The following is a 20,309-nucleotide window of genomic DNA, read 5'->3' as shown; positions in this document are numbered from 1 at the left end:
TTATTCCTTATTTATAATAAGTTTGTAAGTGAAATCAAGTAACTCTATATCACTCATATTTTTTACAGATTTACAGACATTTTTTGTTGCTTCTCTATAAGCAATTGAGAAATTGGAGTTTATCTTTTCAACAAGTTTTTGACCACTTTCAGTGATAGTAAAATTTATACTTTGTATATCATCAAATCGTATAAGATTTTTTGTAATTAGAAGTAATATTGCTTCTTTAATCTTTTCACGTTTCATGCTCAATTGTACTTTAGAATAGATACTGTCTCCGTTTAAATTATTATCACTAAAGTTAAAATCTTTTGCATATAAGGATAAAAAATTAATAAGCCAAAGTCTATCAGTAGATAGACTTTTTTGCTTCAGTGTATTTAATGTGATCAAACATTGCATAGCTATTTCATAATTTGTATCAAAAAGATTATTCATTTTCATCTATCCAACTAAATTTACCATCATTTACTAATGTATGGCAAAGACCTTTCTTTTCCGAGTTGCCAATAAAGTTCTGGATTTGAGTTATCTCAGGTTTTTTAAATGAAACAGTTGTAATATGTTTAAGTGTATCACTGATTTTTTTATAGGCTGATGGATAGTCATCAAAGAGGTAATCACTTACTGAATCATAAGTCTCTTGTTTTAGAATTTCAATTTGCTGACTACTATCTTTAAAACTTTCTTTAACCGTACGTAAAACATAGTCAGCATTAAAATAATTTATTCTTTGATCTTGTAAGTGTTTTTTATACCTTGTTGGAAGAGATGGTATGTCATAGATATCAGTCTTTGATTTACCGTCGTTCTCGGAGTATGCTTGCAACAGTTGTTTACAATAAGCGTCTTCAACATCAACAATATTATCAGGTATGGATGACTTGGAGGGGAGTGTAAATGATTCTGTGCCAATAATTATTTTTCCATTCTCTACATATACTTTAGAAATTGGAATATCAGAGACAGATATAAGAGTGTTTGTTGGAGTAGCTATACCAGCTAATTGTTCTAAATAATTCATAAACAATTTAGCACAAACTTCATCAATTTCAATATCCGAAGAATTATTAAATAAACCTGCTTCAGTTAATCTCTCTTCTAATCTATCAGTTGTATCTGCATTAAGTTGTTCTGAAATGTAAGCAGTTAGAAGGGGAACTTGGATAATATTTAGCAAAATTGTAGAATTTTTTTTGGATATTTTATCTGTTTTAGAAGAGAAATATCTATTTACGGTATCATCTGAAATGTTTGCCAAAGGATTATCATCGGGGTTTTTAATAGAATTCTCTATCAAGGTATTTAAAAAATCACTTCTTGTTGATTTACCTCCTAAATAAGTATGTAGGAGTGTTAAAAATTCGTAGAATAGCACTTATGATTTCCCCCTTTTTTGCCCGAAATCCCCCTGAGATGCCCGAGGTAAAATTTAATAACAGTGTATACTTGATATGTAAGCTAATAAATATATTTTCACTTACTAATTATTATATCAAAAATAATAAATTTTGTAACAAAAAGAAGTATACGCTTACATTTTTGTTTGTTCCAAATCGAAACTTTGCTACTGATCATAGCTATTGACTTCAAAGGTGGAGATTTGGTTTACAATTCAGTCTATGAAGTCAACTGACCGATACATAGAGGAAAGTACTATGCGGTCAATAATATATTTAATGCATATTGAGTTGTCAAAACTGCTTTCGGTATTAACAGAAAGTCAGTCAAACAATGACAATTCAAGAAAACAAACGTCAATCAAAGTATAACCCTTCAAGATATGAAAATGAAAAGGCATATAACGATGTACCTTGTGGACTTAATCAAGTTCTCGCTCCTTTCGTTATTAGAGATAAAGAGATGAGGCAGAGCAAAGATATTAACTCTAAAAACTTAAAAACATTTAAGTTTTATGGGAAAGCTGTACTTGTAGGTTTTGTACCAGTTTTTATTGAGGACTTTGACAATGTCATAAAAATCTTCAATATGGATGTTAACGAGTATCTTAATCGTTATACGAAAGGTAATGACATATCTTTAGATGAGATGTTGGATAAAATGTCTAGTAACGAAGAAGTAGGTTTCGATCCTACTGGAGTAGACTCTCACGAAGAGATTATTATGATGTTAGAAACAATTCGTGAACTGATAGAAGAAGTAGAACGTCGAAATAAGAAATATGGTCAAATCCTAAGACTTATTTATGAGAATATGGATATCGCAAAACAAGATATTATTTCTACACTTGGAATGAAAAAGACTCAAGGTTATGAAGCTATTAAGAAAGCTCAAGCAATGGCCAAAGAAGTCTACAGAGAATTAAACCAATAATAAAAGAAGTCCGCTATCCTATTAAGGATGCGGATTTTTCTTTAGTCTTTTTGATAGAAGTAACATTCATACCCTTCAGCTCGTAGATTGATGTCTCTCATCCAGATTGGAGAAATGGACATTTGATTAGATATTTCATCTAGATTTTGCTTTGGCAAGCACTCGATGATAAGCTCATCGTGAATATGGCCAACGATTTTCTTGTCTTTTAGTTGTTTTATCGAATGGGCTAGTATATCTCGACTAATTCCTTGAACTATGTTTTCTACAAACTTTGGACCATAACTTTCCAATCTTTCCCATCGTTTTGCAGAACCGGTCCCTTCATAAGTTACCGATTCACCTCCGAATTGATTCTCCCCAATTCTTGGTTTCACATAAGCTAATCTTCGTCCAGATGGGAGAGTAATAAATAACATTCCTTTTTCTACACTGAATAGAATTCCATGACTTTCCGTTTTGGTTTGTTCCTTGATAGCAGTCTTGACGGCCTTATCGATATCCCACCATAAAAGGACAATGTTAGGATTGGCTGTTCGCCATGAATCAACAAGAGGTTGTAGTTCTTCTTCAGCTAATCCCATTTCAATAGCTCCCATTGCTTTAAGAGCACCTACAGAACCACCATAGCCTAGCGCTAGCTCTGCAATCTTTCCCTTTTGACGTAAGTGTGCATTAACTCCATGTTTCAATACAGGAACGTGGAACATTTTACTGGCACTGGCGCAGTAAATATCATCTCCTTTATTAAAAACTTTAGTTCTCCACGTTTCACCTGCAAGATGGGATAGAACACGAGCTTCAATAGCAGAAAAGTCACAAACGATAAATTTCTTTTTCTTACTAGGAATAAAAGATGTTCGAATAAGCTGTGACAGTGTGTCCTGAACATCGTAGAGAAGTTCAACAGTATCACTATCTCCAGACTGAAAGAGTATTCTCGCTTCATTTAAATCTTTTAAGTGGTTTTGTGGTAGGTTTTGAAGTTGTACCAGTCGTCCAGCCCATCGCCCAGTACGGTTTGCTCCATAAAATTGAAACATTCCTCTTACACGTCCATCTTTACAAACACAATTCATCATTGCCTGATATTTGGATACACTTGATTTTGCTGCTTGCTGACGTAGTTTTAGAACCCTTGCAGTTTTTTCATCAACTTTATGTAAAAGGTTATTTACAGTCTTTTTATCTAGTGAATCTGTTTCTATATTGTGTTCACGTAACCAACCAATCATCTGTAGAACAGAGTTGGGATTCTCAAGACCTGTTAAAGCTTTCAATTCTTCTTGGATTTTTGCTTTACTCTCTGCATCAATTTTGATAGCTGACTGTACAAAGTCAACATCAACTCCAATACCGCAGTCATTGATATTCTGATCAAGGTGGTACTCATCCCATACAAAATCAGGAACTGGGAAGTTTTGCAACCTTTTTTTGATTGCTAGTTCAACTTCTACATCTCGTTTATTATACTCGATGAAATTTTTCCATTTCTCTGGCGCGTGATTTTCATAATTACGTGTTCGACCACCATTTACTTTTGTAGGTTTACAAGGAAGGCAGAAGTAGCGAATTAATTCACTCCCAACTTTTAGTTTTTGTTCACTAAGTTTCAGGATCGTACCTACACCTTCAAGTGACAAGGGCAATCCCAAATAAGCAGACCAAATCATGCTACATCGCCAAGAATTTGGGGATAAAAAGTTTTCATTAAGTAATGTTGGGTAATGTTTCTTAATCCAATTAGACAGGCAAATGCGCTCAAATGTTGCGTTAAAAGCCCATTTAATGACTGTATCATCAAGCAAGGCTTGTAGGATGAGATTTGGAAGTTTATCCTTAGTCAGATCATAAACAATTACAGGAGCATTATTTATAGATACTGCTAGAAGAAGGATTTCAAAAGATTCATCTTCCGCATATCGATAGACTCCAGTTTTCCGTAGGTCTACATCACAGTAAGTTTCTATGTCTACTGATAGTTCTTTAATTTGCATAATTCATCCTTTCATAAAAAGGTGGCAGGAAGAACTGCCACCATGTTTTAGTGTTTATTTCTGCGACTAAAGAATCGTTCTCTCTCATATCTGATGTCATTGCGAATACTAACATATAAAAGATGGCTGAGTAAAGCGATTGTGAGACAAGATGCAACAGTCCATAGGAATTCAATTATTGTCATTTGCATTCACCATTTTTTGTTTTCTCTCTTTTTCTGATCGGATATCATCTCGAATTGTCATAAATGCAGCATATAGTCCAGTGAATAGCCAAACTGCCATTAAGATAGTCATAAAAATTGAAAAAATCATCTTTCATATCTCCTTTCTTAGTTTAAGAAATCATCATCGTCTGTAGCGAAGTCATCTTCAGCACTTGTACGACCTCCCAGAGGCTCACCATCTCGCAATTTTTGCAGGTTATTAAGACCGCAAGCAATTCCCTTATTTCCGTTTGAATTGAAAGCGTAGAAGGAGATGCTGGCACGTCCATAGATACCGGAGTATAACTCTGAAGTATCAATGATTTCTTGACGGTTAGCATCAACAATACCAGGTTTATGTGGAGAGTTCGCATTTACGAAGTAAGCATTGCGATAAGCTTCATCATCAGGACGTTCCAAGTCGCCATCACGAAGTGGAGTTTTCAAAACTTCTAGGGATGGAACAGATTTTCCGTTCCCTTTTAGTTTAGATTCACCTTCTTTATAGGCTTGCTCAATTGCTGCTTTAATTTTATCAATAGTTTGAACATCATCTTTTGAAATGATGAGTGACACGCTATACTTTGGTTTACCACCATTAATAGCTTTTGGTTCATTAGCGTTTAAATAACTGAAACGTGTATCTTTTCCTGTAATAACTTTAGTTGTCATAAGTTTAGTCCTCTATAAAATCTGTTTTTGCTAGGTTCATTTCTTGACGATTATCATCAATTGGAACGAGTGTAGGTTTTCCATTTGGTTTTATAATTAGATTACCAAGAAGCTCATTAAAGGCTTGTTTTCCAAGCAGTTTAGTCATCCCGGTAATGTTTAGTAGTTTCTTTTCATAGGGGTCAAATCCTGCAGCAGTTACTGTTTGAATTACTTTATTTTCATCTGAGAATTTTCGAATAGAACGTCCTTCAACTAGCTTGTAACCTGGGATTGTATGGCCATTTGTAGCTAGATTTAAAGCATGATTTCTAACATCGTTAGCCCATGTTATCAATAGTTCAATTTTTGGTAAAATCTCCGATATATCTTTATTACTAAGAGTAGCAGGATCAGCAAATTCCATCTTGGCAAGTTCTAGATTATCTTCTGCACGTTTGCGACAGATACTTTTTATTTTGCAGAACTGGCAGTGTTTTCCTGATTTCATTTCTCCCTCACCCCTGAAAGCTAGTTCAGCTTTAGGAGATAGTTCAGTTTCAGCCCAGTGAAGTAGTTTTTCTTTGTCCATTTCAAATGTTGAGACATTGTGCTTTCGTGGTTGGAAAATAGTCATTGTCACTTTATCAAAACTGTATAAGCCTTCAAACATTTCTAAAGCACCTAGAGCATAGCACATCATTTGGGGGTTATGGTCAGCATCAACCAGTACACCAAGACCGTGTTTATAATCGATGATTTGTAGCAAACCATCAGCCACAATAATACAGTCTCCTGTGCCAAAACCTTCAGGAACCCATTTTGAGAAATCTAGTCTCTGTTCAACAAGAACGGTTGGATCTCTAGAATATTTTTTTGCAATTTCTATCTGTTCAACTACATAGTTCCGATATTCTTCTGCGCAATGTTGCATTTCCTCGTTATAGAAAGTTAAGTTTTCAGTAGGATCACGCGCCTTACGTCCAAGTGCAGTTTCAACTAAATAGGCACACAACTCATGGGCATCTGTTCCTTCCAATGCATACGTTGAAACCTTATCTTCTAATTTTTCGGTTAATCTTACTGATGGTGGACAATTTAGCCATCGATGAGAAGCGGAAGCGGATAATACAGCATGATTAGTCAATACCAATACCTCCAGCCTCTTCCATTAAAGCTGAGTAGTTTTTAGGATCTAATTTTGAAAGTGAATCAGCACCATAAGCTTTTAACAAAGCTCGAATCTCATCTTTAAATCCTTCACTAGCTTTTGTAGCAAGCACACCACGAAGTTCTTCAAGAGTAACATGTCTTGGTTCTTCCATAACTTTTTCGTGACTTAAAGAAGTGTTTTCCTCAGACAGTAGTTCTTGAAACTCTTCTATAATTCTTAACTGGCACTTTGCTGATTCCTTCATTTCATTTAATAAGTCATTCAGTTGTTTCATTTTGCTCATATTGTTCGTCCTCTTTAATTTTTTTAGCTAGTTGTTTTGAGATAACACTGATGGCAGTTAGTGTATCTACTAATTGTTCATCGTGTTCAATCAATTGTTCTTTTGTCATTTCACATCCTCCTATCTTTATAGGTAAGAATCACTTTAGAATTTCCGGATTTTAAAAAATATTTTTCTATTCGATTTCTAATTCTTACACCTGTATAGGTAAAATGAGATGATTGAATTCCGGTTTTTTCAAAAATTAATAAAAAATTTAAAACAAAGAAAACTCTCCCTTTGACATATAAAGGAAGAGTATTTTTTTTGAAATAAATTTCTACTGAACCGGAAAATAGCAGGCAAATTTTACCTATAAAGATAGAAAGAGAAATAGACTCTCAATTTATTAGCAGATTAAGGAGGAGTTGCGGATGCAATTTTCGTTATGTCATTCTGGAAAGACAGGTATCCAAACAAGTACTGTATATCCCAATGAAGTCAGAATAACAGATGACAAATCATTATTGAATACAGTTCAATACGATCATGTAGGTGCAGAGTTTACCAATCACACTCGCTCAAACTCAAATTTTATAAAATCAGATGTTATTGTCATGGATATTGATAATGACAAGACAGATAACCCTGACGATTGGGTTACAGAAGAGAACATTAAAGAAATCTTTATTGATTATGACTTTGCTTTGGTTACTAGCCGAAATCATATGTTGTCTAAGGGTGCTATGATAGCACGTCCAAAATTTCATATTTATTTCCCAATTAAAGAAACGAACAATAGAGAAACTTATGTTGCTATGAAAGAAGAGCTCACGAATAGGTATCAATTTTTTGATGATAATGCAAAAGATGCTGCAAGGTTTTTCTTTGGTAATCCAAATGCAAAAGTCATATGGAATGATTCATGGATGACTATCGACGAAGATTTACTTCAACTGAATTCTATAGAGATAGAAGAAGATTTTGATGCTGACTTTTATAGACCACCTAAAGGACCCATCGTTGAGGGAAGTCGAAATTCAACCATGTCAGTTTTTGCAGCTAAAATTCTTAAAAGATTAGGGGTTACACAAGAAGCAAGAAGTGGTTTTGATGAGCAGGCATCCAGATGTGAACCGCCATTAGAAAAATCTGAACTAGACACAATTTGGGGAAGTGCGGTTCGATTTTACAATAAGACAATTAAATCTTCAGATGATTATATTTCACCAGATAGTTTCAATAGGCCTTCTTTAAAACCGGATGATTTTTCTGATATCGGAGAAGCTGGAGTATTAGCTAGAGAATATGGTGATGTTTTAGCTTATACAAATGCGACAGACTATTTAATTTTTAATGGTCAGTATTGGAAAGAAGATAAACAATTGGCCATAGGAAAGGTTCTTGAGTTTATGGACTTTCAACTAGCAGATGCTCTTGAACAATACGAAAATTCCGTAATAGAGTTAGTCAACTCCGGAATTGATGAATCAGTAGTTCGTGAAGGTGGTAAAGCACTTGCTAAAGTGATTGAAACACCGATCCAACAAAAACTTCATTCTATTTATCTTTCCTCAAAAGCTTATTATCAGTTTGTGATGAAGCGAAGGGATTATCGCTATATTACTGCAACTCATAATACTGCAAAACCGATGCTAGCCATTGATTTATCAGAACTTGATAAGGACGATATGTTACTCAATACTCCCAACGCTACCTACAACTTAAGAAATGGACTTAGGGATTACCATGAACATGACCCAAAAGACTACATCACTAAGATAACCACTGTTTCTCCAGGTGATGAAGGCTTGGGATTATGGAAGGAAACTTTAGCTACTTTTTTCTGTAATGACCAGGAGTTGATTGATTATGTACAGGAAATCATCGGTATGACAGCAATCGGAAAAGTCTATCAAGAACATATGATTATCGCTTATGGCGGAGGAGCAAATGGGAAATCAACCTTTTGGAATACAATCGCTAGAGTACTTGGAAGCTATTCTGGCAAATTATCTGCAGATGCTTTAACCATGAATAATAAACGAAATGTAAGTCCAGAACTTGCTGAGTTAAAAGGGAAACGTCTTGTTATTGCTTCTGAAATGGCAGAAGGAATGAGATTGAATACTGCAGTGGTGAAGCAAATTACCTCAACTGACGAAATTCAAGCAGAAAAGAAGTATAAGGATCCATTTCATTTTGTTCCATCTCATACGCTGGTACTTTATACGAATCATTTACCAAAAGTTGGAGCGAACGATGATGGAACATGGAGACGTTTGGTTGTTATTCCATTTAATGCAAAAATTAGTGGTCGTTCAGATATCAAGAATTTTGCGGATTATCTGTACGATAATGCTGGGCCAGCAATTTTATCGTGGATTATTGAAGGAGCGGAAAAAGCCATCAAAGCAAATTTTAAAACATCAGTTCCAAAAGCAGTAACAAATTCTGTCAAATCGTACCGTGAAGCTAATGACTGGTTGGGGCATTTCATCAATGAAAGTTGTGAAGTGGGAGAAAAGTTAAACGAAAAATCAGGAGAATTGTACAGTAAGTATCGTGCATATTGCCTTCAAAATTTAGAATACACACGAAGTACAACTGATTTCTATGCTGCACTTAATCAAGCTGGTTATGAACGAAAACGAACTAATAAAGGGAATTTTATTATGGGGTTATCGTTAAAAGCTGACGATGATGACTTTCTAAACTAATGACTTACACAGTGAGGGAATATCTCCACTAGATTTTAAATCAAGTATTTTTGGAGTGTAAGTCGTTGAAGTATTCAGTGAAAAATAATTTGTGAAGTATGGTCAAAAAGTTTATGGATTAAGTTCCACGACTTCCATTTCTTTGTTTAGTGTAAGTCAATGATGGTCTTTTCTAAAACTATCTCTATAGGAAATATAACTAAGAATAAGTATATAAGGAAAGTTTAGGAAATGACCTCATTAGACCTCCACCATTTAAATCTGATGAGAGGACAAGTATGAGAGAAAAAGTGATTGAACAAAAGTTAGCAAGCGAGGTTTTAAAGCGTGGTGGTATCTGTCCAAAGTGGGTATCACCATCCTTTTCAGGAGTACCTGACCGACTGGTATTCTTACCCAATGGCAAGTTTGGTTTGGTGGAAGTAAAAGCACCTAATCAACATCCTAGAGCTTTGCAGGTGTCACGGCATAAGCTATTTGAACGTTTAGGATTTCGAGTCTATGTTTTAGATAATAAGAAAGATATTGAGGGGATATTGGATGAAATTGAAACTGCATGACTATCAAGAAGTCACCAAAGACTTCATCATAAAAACTCCTTATGCAGCAGTCATTTTAGACATGGGGATGGGGAAAACAGCTACAACCTTATCAGCTATTAATGAACTGATGTTTGATCGCTATGAAATTCATAAAGTACTGGTGATTGCTCCGCTTAGAGTCGCAAATACAGTATGGAGTGACGAAATAGAGCAGTGGCAAGAACTGTCTCATTTGAGATATTCAAAAATTGTTGGAAGTCCCAAACAACGACAAGCAGCACTCCATAAAGATGCGGATATCTATATCGTAAATCGTGAAAACATCCCTTGGTTAGTTGAACAGTGTCATCCGTATTTCAAGTGGGATATGATTGTCATTGATGAATTAAGTTCATTCAAATCATGGCAATCAAAACGTTTTAAAGCTTTTATGGCCATGCGCCCCTACATGAAACGAGTGGTAGGTTTAACAGGCACACCGAGTTCAAACGGATTAATGGATTTGTTTGCGGAGTTCAAGGTCATTGATGGCGGTGTTCGTTTGGGACGTTTTATCGGAGAATACCGAAGTCGTTATTTTAGAGAGGGACGTAGAAATGGAAACGTCGTCTATGAATATATTCCAATGGACTATGCAGAGTGTCAAATCTTTGACAAGATTGATGACATCACAATTTCTATGAAAGCAATGGATTATCTACAAATGCCAACATTAATCTCAACGAAAAAATTAGTCCATCTCACAAACGCAGAAGCAAAAAGATATAAAGAGTTTAAAAAGGAATCTGTTATTTCTGATTCTAACGAAATTGAAGTAACAGCAGCAAATGCTGCCAGTTTATCCAATAAACTGGTTCAAATGGCAAATGGTGCAGTTTATTCTGATGATCATAAAATTATCAAGTTACATGATCAAAAACTAGATGCACTTGAAGATATTATAGAAGCAGCAAATGGAGAACCTGTGTTGGTTGCTTATTGGTTCAAACATGATTTACTTCGTATTCAAGAACGATTGAACAAACTTAGGATTGAAAGTACAGTTCTTAAAAGTGAAACTGATATTCATGAATGGAATAAAGGGAACATCACTGTTGGTTTGCTACACCCAGCTAGCGCAGGACATGGTCTAAATTTACAAAAGGGAGGTCATCACTTAGTGTGGTTTGGGTTAACTTGGTCACTTGAACTGTACCAACAAACCAATGCTCGACTTTGGCGACAAGGACAACAATCAAACACAGTTATAATTCAACACATTGTAACGGAAGGTACAATCGATGATGATATTCTAAAAGCTTTAACTGCCAAGGACGCACAACAATCACGTCTGATTGAAGCAGTAAAAGCACAAGTAGGAGGTTGATATGGATAAAGTAGACTACTATTTCCAACACTATCAAGATGCCAAAAGAGATTTAATAATTGCAAAGAACTTGATTGAGAACTATAAACCTATTTCAGAAGATGCTTTTCTCTATTCTCTTGCTACTAGACAGACAAATGAAGAACGTGTTAAAACGAGTAAAACTAATGTTAGAACAGAAAATATGGCTCTATCTTTTCATGATAAGTTCTTAGCAGAGGAAAGAGAATATCAGGAGTCACTGTTTGAAAAGTACTGTCATTTAAAAACTGATCTCGATTTTTTTGAACTTGCTGTTTCTTCTGTTGATGAAATTATGAGGGATGTAGTAGTTGATTTAGTCTTAGTTGGATTGACATGGGATGAGTTACTACCTAAGCATAATGTTTCTAGAATGACAGTTAGTCGATATAGACAAAAAGCCTTAAAACAAGTAAAAGAATATTACCGTTTTGCTGGGAAAACCTTGAGTATAAATGGCTAATGATACTAGGGTGTTACTAAGGTGGTACTACCCTGTTACTAAGTTGTTACTAAGATGGTACTGCTTTTTAAAAATGAGTGTGATATACTTAAGATGTCAAAAAAGATAGAAAATCGGCTAATTTCACTGGATAAAATTCTGGTTCTACGGTAATATACACCTAGAAAAATAAGAGGAGAATAACTATGTGGACCAGAGGTCAGATTCATTATCACGAACAAATAGTTGATTACATAGCAAAAGTCAGTGACCAACCATCAGATGTAGGTATTGATTTAGGATGTGTATTCAAATTAGAGGTTGAGGTTGCTGAAAATACTATCATTTCTTATGACAGAGGATGGGATATCTACCCAGAATCTAATGAACAAGAAGCTATTCTTGAAGTGATTTTGAAAACTTTAAAAGTTTAAAATATCTTTAAAATAATGCACAAATGACTGGATATATCCCGCTCTTAGAGGTAATATGGTTACAACAAAAAAGAAAGAGGATAAAACCATGAAGAAAGAAGATATTTTAACAAAAATCGCAAAAAATAGAATAGGCGCTGAAACGCTAGAAACGAGAAATAGCGACAGCCTTGACTTTTATGACATCAGCGTTTGGGCATTGAAAGAAATGCTTGAACAAGCTTATGAAGCAGGTAGAAAAGCAAAATAAAAAAAACAGAGCCTTACCCAAATGGGGAGGCTTTTTGCGTGGAGGAAATAATGATTATTACGAGTGAACAAGTATCTAATGGTCATCCAGATAAAATTTGTGACCAGATTTCAGATGCAGTTCTAACAGTATGTTTAGAACAAGATAAGAATAGCAGGGTTGCAGTAGAAACTCTTATCAAAGATAATCATATAGTGGTTGCTGGTGAAATGAAAACAACAGCCTTATTTGATTTAAAAACTGTTGTTCGAAATGTCGTTAAACCACTAGGAATGAAAAATATCATTGTGACAAATCTTATCGGATTACAAAGTGATGATATTTCTCAAGGTGTTGATACAGGTGGTGCTGGAGATCAAGGAATGATGTATGGCTATGCAACTGATGAAACTAACGAATACTTGCCGCTTCCCTACGTTTTAGCAACTCGTGTTCTTGAGAATCTTATGGAACTTCAGCATCCGCTCTTAGGGAAAGATGCTAAGGCACAGGTTTCTTATGATTATGACAATAAAAGAATTACAACATTCTTAGTATCAATTCAGCATAGCGATGAAATAACAATTGAGAATCTAAGAGCTATTGTTAAAGAATCTATGATAAAAGTAGCAAAACAGTATAAACAAAACCTTGATTTTAATGTTTTAGTGAATCCTACTGGTCGTTTCGTTCTTGGTGGTTCTTATGCAGATGCTGGAGTTACTGGAAGAAAAATCATCGCTGATACTTATGGTGGATTTGCTCATCATGGTGGTGGTGCATTTTCAGGAAAGGATCCAAGTAAAGTAGATCGCTCAGGAGCTTATATGGCACGTAAGATTGCAAAAGACATCGTTCGTGAAGGATATGCTAAACGATGCGAAGTTCAATTAGCATACGCTATAGGTGTCGCAGAACCGGTTTCTATTCATGTGGAAACATTTGGAACAAGTAACTATACGAGCAAACAATTGGTAGGAATGATTAAAGAACGGTACGATTTAACACCGAAAGGGATTATCAAGGAGTTGGATCTTCTAAACGTAGACTACACTCAATCTACATGTTTTGGACATTTTACGAAACCAACTCTTCCTTGGGAGCAGTAAGATGCCACGTAGACCAAGTACTCCCTGCAAGCAGAATGGTTGTCCAAACCTTGTGACCTATGGAAACAAGTACTGCAATGACCACAAGACTAACCACGCACTTGACGCCAAGACAACCAAAGCTAAAGGTTACAATTCACGGTGGAATAAGGCGCGGATTCGTTACTTAAAGCTCAATCCTCTCTGTGTTTACTGTCAAAGAGAAGGTCGACTGACCAAGGCAACAGTGGTTGATCATATCACTCCCCACCGAGGTGACCAAGAACTCTTTTGGAATCAATCTAACTGGCAAGCTCTCTGTAAATCTTGTCATGATAGAAAGACCAAGACAACGGACCTATATGTGGAATATACCTATCGGTTTTAATACTGTAGTTACGTTCTAAAAATATCTCTCTTTTATAATTTGGGGTAGGGGGGATAAAATCTCTAAATCCTTGTCCGTAAAAGACCGACGCCCCCTTAAACGTAAAATTTCGCAAAATTGATAGGGTGGGATATAAAAATCAATTCAAAATAGTAAAGAATCCAGTAAGAATATAGAATTAAGTGAGTGTTATTTTCGTAAATTTGTTTAAATTTAGGTACGAAAATAACCTTATTTTTTAGTATAAAAGTGAGGAACAGGTATGAATAACTTTCAACGAGAACAAATTTGGTTACTTAGAAAAAATGGCTTAGGATACGGTGAAGTTGCTAAAGTAATTGGTCTATCTAAGGACTCTGTTAAAAAGTATTGTAAAAGAAATCCTGAGTTAAAGGGACAAGGAACATTACCGTATTTGATGGTTGAGAAACGAGTTCAAGATGGTACAAACTGTCCTCAATGTTTTCAACCTATGGTTCCTAATAAAACTGGACGACCGAAGAAATTTTGCTCAGATAGGTGCAGAATAAATTGGTGGGAAAATCATCAAGAGGAGCATGATAAGGAACAAACTGCATATGAAGAAATGACTTGCCAGTGTTGTGGTAGGTCATTTTTATCTTATGCCAATCCCAATAGAAAGTATTGTAGCCATGCCTGCTACATACAGATAAGATTTTACAAAGGAGTCTAAAATGACGAACCAACCAACAATGGAAATAAAAGAACTTCCTCTGAAAGAATTAAAGCCTGCAGCTTATAATCCTCGAAAGAAACTGAAAAAAGGGGATAAAGAATATGAGAAAATTAAACAGTCGCTTCTAAAGTTTGGATATGTTGACCCTATTATTGTCAATGAAGATTTAACTGTAATTGGTGGTCATCAACGCTTGACAGTTCTTAAAGACCTTGACTATGAAACTGCTAAGTGTGTAATTGTAAAGCTTTCTAAAGAAGATGAGAAAGCATTGAACATTGCTCTCAATAAGATTACAGGTCAATGGGATGACGCTCTCTTAGCGGACTTACTTTTGGATTTACAGGAGTCTGATTTTAATCTAGACCTGACTGGTTTTGAACCGCCAGAGATTGATAATATCCTCTCTAATGTCCATGACAAGGAGTTGTCTGAAGATGAGTTTGATGTGGAAGAAGAATTGAAGAAACCAACGGTATCAAGACATGGGGACATTTGGCAACTCGGAAAGCACCGAGTCATTTGTGGTGATTCTACCAAATCAGAAACCTACGACCAATTACTTGGTGATAAGAAAGCTAATTTAGTTGTAACAGATCCGCCTTATAACGTTGACGTTGAAGAGACGGCTGGGAAAATCCTAAATGATAATATGTCTGACAGAGACTTCTATCAGTTTCTCCTTTCTATGTTTACTCAAGTAGAAAATCACATGGAAGATGATGCGTCTATCTATGTTTTTCATGCAGATACGGAAGGACTCAACTTCCGTAAAGCTTTTAAAGATGCTGGTTTCTATTTGAGTGGGTGTTGTATCTGGAAAAAGAACTCACTTGTATTAGGTCGTAGCCCATATCAATGGCAACATGAACCTTGTTTATATGGGTGGAAGAAAAAAGGAAAGCATCAATGGTTTAGTGATCGGAAGCAAACTACCATTTGGGAATATGACCGTCCTAAGTCTAGTAAAGACCACCCAACCATGAAACCAATTCAACTTATGGCTTACCCTATTCAAAACTCTTCTATGCGTGGAACAATAGTTTTAGATCCATTTTTAGGTTCTGGTTCTACTTTAATAGCTGCAGATCAGACTGGACGTGTTTGTTATGGAATCGAGCTAGATGAAAAGTTTGTGGATGTCATTGTTAAACGCTATATAGAAGTTACAGGCGATACTGAAGTAACCGTACAACGTAATCATGAGGTTTTAACTTATAACCAAGTGTTAAAGGAGTTGGAGGAACAAGTATGACATTAACGTTTCTAGATTTCTTTTCCGGAGTTGGTGGCTTTCGACATGGGCTAGAATTAGCAGGAATGAAGTGTATAGGATTTTGCGAAAAAGATAAGTTTGCACGCAAATCTTATGAAGCAATGTATGATACGAAAGGAGAATGGTTTCATGACGATATCACAACAATCGATCCAACACGATTACCAAAAGCAGATCTCTGGTGTGCGGGAAGCCCTTGTCAAAATGTGTCTATCGCAGGGAAACGAGTCGGACTATACGGTGAGAGAAGTGGACTCTTTTTTACATTTGTTGAACTCATCAAAAGCCAAAAAGAAGAAGATAAACCCGAATGGGTTCTCCTTGAAAATGTTAAAGGACTTTTATCAAGTGGTGGGGGACGAGATTATCTCGACTATCTCTCTATCTTGGACGAAGCAGGGTATGACCTTGAGTGGCAAGTGTTCAACTCAAAAGACTACGGTGTACCCCAAAACAGAGAACGCATCTACACTCTCGGACATCTTAGAAGTCGAGGTAGACGACAAGTACTACCTATCAGCAGAGAAAGCAGTAGCCATCTTAAGCAACTTGTAGGTGGTATGCAAAGTTACCGTGTATACGACCCCAGTGGTATTGCAACAACCCTTGTTGGAGAGGGTGGGGGATTAGGAGCTAAGACAGGTCTATATCTGATTGACCAATCGCTAACTGAACCAAAGTTAACTGAAGAAGCAAGATGTATAACTGCTCGTTATACTGCTGGTGCGACAAAGCGTACAGCAATGAACTCTGGAGTGCTTGAGGTTCAACCTATTTTGAAACAAGGTATCAAGGTTAGGAACGGAACAAAGCAAGGTTACCAATTAGCGAATATTGGTGATTCGGTTGATCTTTCTTATCCAAGTTCATTAACGAGAAGGGCAAGAGTAGGGAAAGGGATAGCTCACAACCTTTCATGTAGCTGCCAGATGGGCGCAGTAGTTTGGAATGGTCGTGTTGTCAAAATTAGAAGACTTACTCCAAAAGAGTGTTTTAGACTTCAAGGTTTCAGTGATAACTTATTTGAAAAGGCAAAAGCTGTAAATTCTGATGCACAACTCTATAAACAAGCAGGAAACGGAGTCACAGTACCAGTTGTTTATGCTATTGGATGTGCTATATTATCTTCAAAAAATCTTCAGAAATAACTGGATAAAAATGAACTTTAGAGTTAATATGTACTAAACAAAAGGGAAGAGGATGTATTATGGATGACTTAAAAGTCAAGACTTTAAAATCATTGTATCCCAATGGGACTCGAGTCAAATTACTCGAAATGGAGGATCCATTTGCACCACCTATAGGTACTCTTGGTACAGTAATTGGTGTTGATGATATTGGTTCAATTTTAGTAAGTTGGGATAATGGACAAAGTTTAAATGTACTTTACGAAGTTGATAAAATAATGAAATTGTGATAGTTATGTGGGAAACAATTACTAGAGAATTTAATGGTCGGCACTATCATATTGAGTTTCTTAGGGAATATAGTACCTATGACCGACATATTGATGGCGCTTGGATAGCAATTCTAAAAATTAAACGAAATAAAGAAATAATTTTTCATTATGAATATGGTAAAATTATTGATCAATTGGATGATTTTGACAAGATTATCTATCAGGAAATAGTGGATACATACAATAAATTATAATTTGGAACTCGATGTGAGTTCTTTTTATTTTAGGAGGTGAATTAGTGGCAATTAGAGGACGTAAACCGAAACCTACAAATTTAAAAGTTTTAGAAGGTAATCCTGGTAAACGGCCTCTCCCAACGAATGAAGTAAAACCTCAAAAGAAAGCTCCACGTTGCCCTCAGTGGCTTGAAGAAGATGCTAAGAGGGAATGGAAGCGGATGGGAAAAATATTGGAACAAATGGGATTACTGACGGAAATGGACATGACTGCATTTGCAGGTTATTGTCAGGCTTACGCACGTTGGAAAGAAGCAGAGGAATTTTTATCAAAACACGGTTCTATCTTAAAGACACCAAATGGGTATTTACAGCAAGTTCCACAAGTTTCAATTAGTCAAACTAATTTAAAAATCATGCTGAAGTTTTGTGAACAATTTGGTCTAACCCCATCCGCTAGGAATCGTTTAGCTACTATGGATTCAGAGGTTGGTAACGGTGACGAAATGGAAGATTTGTTGGGAGGTTTACTATGACTTTTCATTATGAACCAACTCCTTTTATGCTAGCTTCATCACATTATGATAAAAGTAAGGCTGATAGAGCAGTGACTTTTATTCAAAACCTTTGTCATACCAAAGGAAAATGGGCAGGTCAGAAGTTTATACTATTACCTTGGCAGGAACAGATAGTACGAGATATATTTGGGATTGTTAAAGAAGATGGGAATAGACAATTTCTAACTGCTTATATTGAAATTCCAAAAAAGAATGGGAAGAGTGAACTAGCAGCAGCAATCGCTCTTTATCTCCTTTATGCAGATAATGAAGCTAGTGCAGAAGTTTATGGTGCTGCATGTGACCGAAATCAAGCCTCTATTGTATTTGATGTAGCAAAACAAATGGTACTAATGAGTCGACCTTTAGAGAAACGTTCAAAAATAATGGGTGCTACGAAACGAATTGTTAACTACTCTAATGCAGGTTTCTATCAAGTTTTGTCCGCTGAAACTGGTACAAAACATGGTCTCAACGTTTCAGGACTCGTGTTTGACGAAATACATGCGCAACCCAATCGCCACCTTTATGATGTCTTAACTAAAGGTTCAGGAGATGCACGAGAACAACCCTTATTTTTCATCATTACTACTGCAGGAACAGATAAGAATTCAATTTGTTACGAGTTACACACAAAAGCACTTGATATTTTAAAGGGCAGAAAGAATGATACATCTTTTTATCCTGTCGTTTATGGTTTATCTGATGAAGAGGACTGGAATGACGAAAGTAATTGGTTAAAAGCAAATCCGTCATTAGGTCATACCATTGGTTTAGACCGCGTCAGAGAAGCCTATAAACAAGCACTCGATAATCCTGCTGAAGAAAATGTATTCAAGCAACTACGGCTAAATATGTGGACAAATTCTACAGTTGCTTGGATTCCAGAACATGTATACAACAAAGGGGATGCACCAATCAATTTTGAAAGTTTGAAAGGTCGTGAGTGTTATGCTGGACTAGACTTGTCAAGTACATCCGATATCACAGCCTTTGTTTTAGTTTTTCCACCTAGGAATGAACTAGAAAATTACATCATTCTACCCTATTTCTGGTTGCCAAAAGATACTCTTGAACTTCGTTGTCGTAGGGATCATGTTTTGTATGATGTATGGGAACGGCAAGGTTATTTAAAGACGACAGAGGGTAATGTTGTTCATTATGGCTTTATAGAGAAGTTCATTGAGGAATTATCAAAGCTATACAATATAAAAGAAATCGCCTATGATAGATGGAATGCAACGCAAATGGTGCAGAATCTAGAAGATATGGGACTGACGATGATTCCTTTTGGTCAGGGGTACAAGGATATGAGTCCACCGTCAAAGGAATTATTCAAACTTATGATGGAAGGTCGTATACAACACGGAGGACAACCTGTTTTAAAATGGATGTCGCAAAACGTAGTTATGCGCCAAGACCCTGCAGGCAATATCAAACCAGATAAAGAGAAATCAATTGAAAAAATTGATGGAATTGTTGCTCTTATAATGGGGATTGATAGATGTATTCGACACCAAAATAATGAAAGTAGTATTTATGATGAGCGAGGGATATTGAGCTTTTAGTTGAATTTTAAATATAAAGATGATACAATGTATTTACAAATCATCTTTACAAAGAGGTATTAATCATGGCAAGTACTCAACCTGTTAATTTTAGAGCAGATTCGACTTTTTACCAACAAACAAAAGAAATCTTAGCTGATGAAAAGTTAACGCTGTCAGATATTTTTAATGCTGCACTTCGTAAAATTGCGACAGGTGCAGTTGACCCCAAAGAGTTCGTATTTAGTGATTCACAAGAGACTCAATATCAGGTTGCTTTTGAAGACTTGAAAAAGGAAATCTTGTTGGGACATCAAGAAATTGAGCAAGGTAAACTAACGTCTTTGGCAGATGTAAGAAAGGAATTTGGACTTGAGTAATCATAAACGTTACCATGTTTCTCTTACGGATCAAGCCAAGAAAGACTTGAGGGAAATACATGATTATATTGTACTGAATTTTTACAGCCAACAATCTGCCGATGGTAAACTAGACCTTATTTTAACGGCACTAGAAACTTTAGAAACCTTTCCAGAAGCATGCCCTTTGGTGTCGAGTCGAGGTTACGGTGAATTAACAGATGACGGTAAACGTTACCGATATATGCCAATTGAAAATTACTTAGCTTTTTATTATATCGACAAATATGAGGTTTATGTCTCCAGAATTTTAAATTCCAAGCAGAATTGGGCTAAGTTATTCAATAAATAAATTCAATTATAATTCATAGAGCATCTCATAAA

Annotated in this window: 26 protein-coding genes; 18 read left to right on the top strand and 8 right to left on the bottom strand. The window is 35.8% G+C overall.

Features of this window, described 5'->3' with window-relative positions:
* Together O3633_RS00855 and O3633_RS00850 are read right to left on the bottom strand one after the other, a co-directional pair.
* Window positions 1-438 (bottom strand): ABC-three component system middle component 2, encoded by a 438-nt coding sequence (locus tag O3633_RS00855; protein ID WP_261080680.1) that lies wholly within the window; start codon window positions 436-438, stop codon window positions 1-3.
* The gene (locus O3633_RS00850) at window positions 431-1,378 is read right to left on the bottom strand and encodes an ABC-three component system protein (RefSeq protein ID WP_371620063.1); all 948 of its coding nucleotides are present in this window, start codon (window positions 1,376-1,378) and stop codon (window positions 431-433) included. Before O3633_RS00850 ends, O3633_RS00855 begins: the two co-directional genes overlap by 8 nt.
* A 356-nt stretch (window positions 1,379-1,734) precedes the next feature.
* Here O3633_RS00850 and O3633_RS00845 point away from each other — a divergent pair, with 356 nt between their 5' ends.
* Window positions 1,735-2,334 carry a hypothetical protein gene (locus O3633_RS00845; protein ID WP_371620062.1) on the top strand — a complete coding sequence of 200 codons (600 nt, stop codon included), beginning with the start codon at window positions 1,735-1,737 and terminating at the stop codon, window positions 2,332-2,334.
* A gap of 41 nt (window positions 2,335-2,375) precedes the next feature.
* On the opposite strand, the gene O3633_RS00840 is transcribed toward O3633_RS00845, so the two are convergent.
* From O3633_RS00840 to O3633_RS00815, 6 genes are all read right to left on the bottom strand, one after another.
* Window positions 2,376-4,331: a DNA polymerase gene (locus O3633_RS00840; RefSeq protein WP_371620061.1), complete on the bottom strand. Its 1,956-nt coding sequence runs from the start codon at window positions 4,329-4,331 to the stop codon at window positions 2,376-2,378.
* 171 nt (window positions 4,332-4,502) lie between these two features.
* On the bottom strand, window positions 4,503-4,646 hold the full coding sequence (locus O3633_RS00835) for a hypothetical protein (protein WP_173276729.1): 144 nt from the start codon (window positions 4,644-4,646) through the stop codon (window positions 4,503-4,505).
* A 17-nt stretch (window positions 4,647-4,663) separates the two neighbouring features.
* Entirely contained in the window at window positions 4,664-5,209 is a 546-nt protein-coding gene (locus tag O3633_RS00830; RefSeq protein WP_000208941.1) for a DUF2815 family protein, read from the bottom strand.
* Between the two features lie 4 nt (window positions 5,210-5,213).
* Complete coding sequence (locus O3633_RS00825) at window positions 5,214-6,335, bottom strand: DUF2800 domain-containing protein (RefSeq protein ID WP_371620060.1); 1,122 nt, start codon at window positions 6,333-6,335, stop codon at window positions 5,214-5,216.
* Window positions 6,328-6,645 (bottom strand): hypothetical protein, encoded by a 318-nt coding sequence (locus O3633_RS00820; protein WP_371620059.1) that lies wholly within the window; start codon window positions 6,643-6,645, stop codon window positions 6,328-6,330. Before O3633_RS00820 ends, O3633_RS00825 begins: the two co-directional genes overlap by 8 nt.
* Window positions 6,620-6,754, bottom strand: coding sequence for a hypothetical protein (locus tag O3633_RS00815; protein ID WP_257994450.1), 135 nt, complete (start codon window positions 6,752-6,754; stop codon window positions 6,620-6,622). The genes O3633_RS00820 and O3633_RS00815 overlap by 26 nt, the downstream gene beginning before the upstream one ends.
* 304 nt (window positions 6,755-7,058) lie before the next feature.
* Between O3633_RS00815 and O3633_RS00810 the strand changes: the two genes are divergently transcribed.
* The 17 genes from O3633_RS00810 to O3633_RS00730 all read left to right on the top strand — a co-directional run bounded on the left by O3633_RS00810 (window position 7,059) and on the right by O3633_RS00730 (window position 20,277).
* A complete protein-coding gene (locus O3633_RS00810) occupies window positions 7,059-9,344 on the top strand; it encodes a phage/plasmid primase, P4 family (protein ID WP_371620058.1) in 2,286 nt (761 codons plus the stop codon).
* Window positions 9,345-9,622: 278 nt separating this feature from the next.
* On the top strand, window positions 9,623-9,904 hold the full coding sequence (locus O3633_RS00805) for a VRR-NUC domain-containing protein (RefSeq protein ID WP_045615979.1): 282 nt from the start codon (window positions 9,623-9,625) through the stop codon (window positions 9,902-9,904).
* Window positions 9,885-11,252 carry an SNF2-related protein gene (locus tag O3633_RS00800; RefSeq protein WP_371620057.1) on the top strand — a complete coding sequence of 456 codons (1,368 nt, stop codon included), beginning with the start codon at window positions 9,885-9,887 and terminating at the stop codon, window positions 11,250-11,252. The genes O3633_RS00805 and O3633_RS00800 overlap by 20 nt, the downstream gene beginning before the upstream one ends.
* A gap of 1 nt (window position 11,253) precedes the next feature.
* Complete coding sequence (locus tag O3633_RS00795) at window positions 11,254-11,736, top strand: hypothetical protein (protein ID WP_006153945.1); 483 nt, start codon at window positions 11,254-11,256, stop codon at window positions 11,734-11,736.
* Between the two features lie 185 nt (window positions 11,737-11,921).
* Complete coding sequence (locus tag O3633_RS00790) at window positions 11,922-12,149, top strand: DUF7678 domain-containing protein (RefSeq protein WP_371620056.1); 228 nt, start codon at window positions 11,922-11,924, stop codon at window positions 12,147-12,149.
* 55 nt (window positions 12,150-12,204) lie between these two features.
* Entirely contained in the window at window positions 12,205-12,399 is a 195-nt protein-coding gene (locus tag O3633_RS00785) for a DUF6900 domain-containing protein (protein WP_049520278.1), read from the top strand.
* A 50-nt stretch (window positions 12,400-12,449) separates the two neighbouring features.
* A complete protein-coding gene (metK, locus tag O3633_RS00780; RefSeq protein WP_371620055.1) occupies window positions 12,450-13,487 on the top strand; it encodes a methionine adenosyltransferase in 1,038 nt (345 codons plus the stop codon).
* Between the two features lies 1 nt (window position 13,488).
* A complete protein-coding gene (locus tag O3633_RS00775) occupies window positions 13,489-13,854 on the top strand; it encodes an HNH endonuclease (protein ID WP_371620054.1) in 366 nt (121 codons plus the stop codon).
* Between the two features lie 262 nt (window positions 13,855-14,116).
* Entirely contained in the window at window positions 14,117-14,548 is a 432-nt protein-coding gene (locus O3633_RS00770; RefSeq protein ID WP_371620053.1) for a helix-turn-helix domain-containing protein, read from the top strand.
* 1 nt (window position 14,549) lies between these two features.
* On the top strand, window positions 14,550-15,806 hold the full coding sequence (locus O3633_RS00765; RefSeq protein WP_247931846.1) for a site-specific DNA-methyltransferase: 1,257 nt from the start codon (window positions 14,550-14,552) through the stop codon (window positions 15,804-15,806).
* Window positions 15,803-16,975 carry a DNA cytosine methyltransferase gene (gene dcm, locus O3633_RS00760; protein ID WP_371620052.1) on the top strand — a complete coding sequence of 391 codons (1,173 nt, stop codon included), beginning with the start codon at window positions 15,803-15,805 and terminating at the stop codon, window positions 16,973-16,975. Before O3633_RS00765 ends, dcm begins: the two co-directional genes overlap by 4 nt.
* 59 nt (window positions 16,976-17,034) lie before the next feature.
* Window positions 17,035-17,244: a DUF4314 domain-containing protein gene (locus tag O3633_RS00755; RefSeq protein ID WP_371620051.1), complete on the top strand. Its 210-nt coding sequence runs from the start codon at window positions 17,035-17,037 to the stop codon at window positions 17,242-17,244.
* 5 nt (window positions 17,245-17,249) lie between these two features.
* Window positions 17,250-17,480 (top strand): hypothetical protein, encoded by a 231-nt coding sequence (locus tag O3633_RS00750; protein ID WP_371620050.1) that lies wholly within the window; start codon window positions 17,250-17,252, stop codon window positions 17,478-17,480.
* Window positions 17,481-17,524: 44 nt separating this feature from the next.
* Window positions 17,525-17,998, top strand: coding sequence for a phage terminase small subunit P27 family (locus tag O3633_RS00745; protein WP_001007670.1), 474 nt, complete (start codon window positions 17,525-17,527; stop codon window positions 17,996-17,998).
* Window positions 17,995-19,587 carry a terminase large subunit gene (locus O3633_RS00740; protein ID WP_195594094.1) on the top strand — a complete coding sequence of 531 codons (1,593 nt, stop codon included), beginning with the start codon at window positions 17,995-17,997 and terminating at the stop codon, window positions 19,585-19,587. Before O3633_RS00745 ends, O3633_RS00740 begins: the two co-directional genes overlap by 4 nt.
* A 65-nt stretch (window positions 19,588-19,652) precedes the next feature.
* Window positions 19,653-19,946 carry a type II toxin-antitoxin system RelB/ParD family antitoxin gene (gene relB / locus O3633_RS00735; RefSeq protein ID WP_045615998.1) on the top strand — a complete coding sequence of 98 codons (294 nt, stop codon included), beginning with the start codon at window positions 19,653-19,655 and terminating at the stop codon, window positions 19,944-19,946.
* Complete coding sequence (locus O3633_RS00730; RefSeq protein WP_173276745.1) at window positions 19,939-20,277, top strand: type II toxin-antitoxin system RelE/ParE family toxin; 339 nt, start codon at window positions 19,939-19,941, stop codon at window positions 20,275-20,277. Before relB ends, O3633_RS00730 begins: the two co-directional genes overlap by 8 nt.
* The last annotated feature ends 32 nt before the right edge of the window (window positions 20,278-20,309 follow it).

This window comes from Streptococcus sp. 27098_8_22 (assembly GCF_041432415.1).
GTDB lineage: Bacteria > Bacillota > Bacilli > Lactobacillales > Streptococcaceae > Streptococcus > Streptococcus pseudopneumoniae_M.
The sequence above is the reverse complement of the archived record's forward strand: the minus strand, read 5'-3'. Positions and strand labels throughout refer to the sequence as shown.

Bases quoted from the DNA above. Each gene is read 5' to 3' on its own strand.
- O3633_RS00855 (WP_261080680.1), bottom strand. From the start codon at position 438: ATGAATAATCTTTTTGATACAAATTATGAAATAGCTATGCAATGTTTG.
- O3633_RS00845 (WP_371620062.1), top strand. From the start codon at position 1,735: ATGACAATTCAAGAAAACAAACGTCAATCAAAGTATAACCCTTCAAGA.
- O3633_RS00840 (WP_371620061.1), bottom strand. From the start codon at position 4,331: ATGCAAATTAAAGAACTATCAGTAGACATAGAAACTTACTGTGATGTA.
- O3633_RS00835 (WP_173276729.1), bottom strand. From the start codon at position 4,646: ATGATTTTTTCAATTTTTATGACTATCTTAATGGCAGTTTGGCTATTC.
- O3633_RS00830 (WP_000208941.1), bottom strand. From the start codon at position 5,209: ATGACAACTAAAGTTATTACAGGAAAAGATACACGTTTCAGTTATTTA.
- O3633_RS00820 (WP_371620059.1), bottom strand. From the start codon at position 6,645: ATGAGCAAAATGAAACAACTGAATGACTTATTAAATGAAATGAAGGAA.
- O3633_RS00815 (WP_257994450.1), bottom strand. From the start codon at position 6,754: ATGACAAAAGAACAATTGATTGAACACGATGAACAATTAGTAGATACA.
- O3633_RS00810 (WP_371620058.1), top strand. From the start codon at position 7,059: ATGCAATTTTCGTTATGTCATTCTGGAAAGACAGGTATCCAAACAAGT.
- O3633_RS00805 (WP_045615979.1), top strand. From the start codon at position 9,623: ATGAGAGAAAAAGTGATTGAACAAAAGTTAGCAAGCGAGGTTTTAAAG.
- O3633_RS00800 (WP_371620057.1), top strand. From the start codon at position 9,885: ATGAAATTGAAACTGCATGACTATCAAGAAGTCACCAAAGACTTCATC.
- O3633_RS00795 (WP_006153945.1), top strand. From the start codon at position 11,254: ATGGATAAAGTAGACTACTATTTCCAACACTATCAAGATGCCAAAAGA.
- O3633_RS00790 (WP_371620056.1), top strand. From the start codon at position 11,922: ATGTGGACCAGAGGTCAGATTCATTATCACGAACAAATAGTTGATTAC.
- O3633_RS00785 (WP_049520278.1), top strand. From the start codon at position 12,205: ATGGTTACAACAAAAAAGAAAGAGGATAAAACCATGAAGAAAGAAGAT.
- metK (WP_371620055.1), top strand. From the start codon at position 12,450: ATGATTATTACGAGTGAACAAGTATCTAATGGTCATCCAGATAAAATT.
- O3633_RS00775 (WP_371620054.1), top strand. From the start codon at position 13,489: ATGCCACGTAGACCAAGTACTCCCTGCAAGCAGAATGGTTGTCCAAAC.
- O3633_RS00770 (WP_371620053.1), top strand. From the start codon at position 14,117: ATGAATAACTTTCAACGAGAACAAATTTGGTTACTTAGAAAAAATGGC.
- O3633_RS00765 (WP_247931846.1), top strand. From the start codon at position 14,550: ATGACGAACCAACCAACAATGGAAATAAAAGAACTTCCTCTGAAAGAA.
- dcm (WP_371620052.1), top strand. From the start codon at position 15,803: ATGACATTAACGTTTCTAGATTTCTTTTCCGGAGTTGGTGGCTTTCGA.
- O3633_RS00755 (WP_371620051.1), top strand. From the start codon at position 17,035: ATGGATGACTTAAAAGTCAAGACTTTAAAATCATTGTATCCCAATGGG.
- O3633_RS00750 (WP_371620050.1), top strand. From the start codon at position 17,250: ATGTGGGAAACAATTACTAGAGAATTTAATGGTCGGCACTATCATATT.
- O3633_RS00740 (WP_195594094.1), top strand. From the start codon at position 17,995: ATGACTTTTCATTATGAACCAACTCCTTTTATGCTAGCTTCATCACAT.
- relB (WP_045615998.1), top strand. From the start codon at position 19,653: ATGGCAAGTACTCAACCTGTTAATTTTAGAGCAGATTCGACTTTTTAC.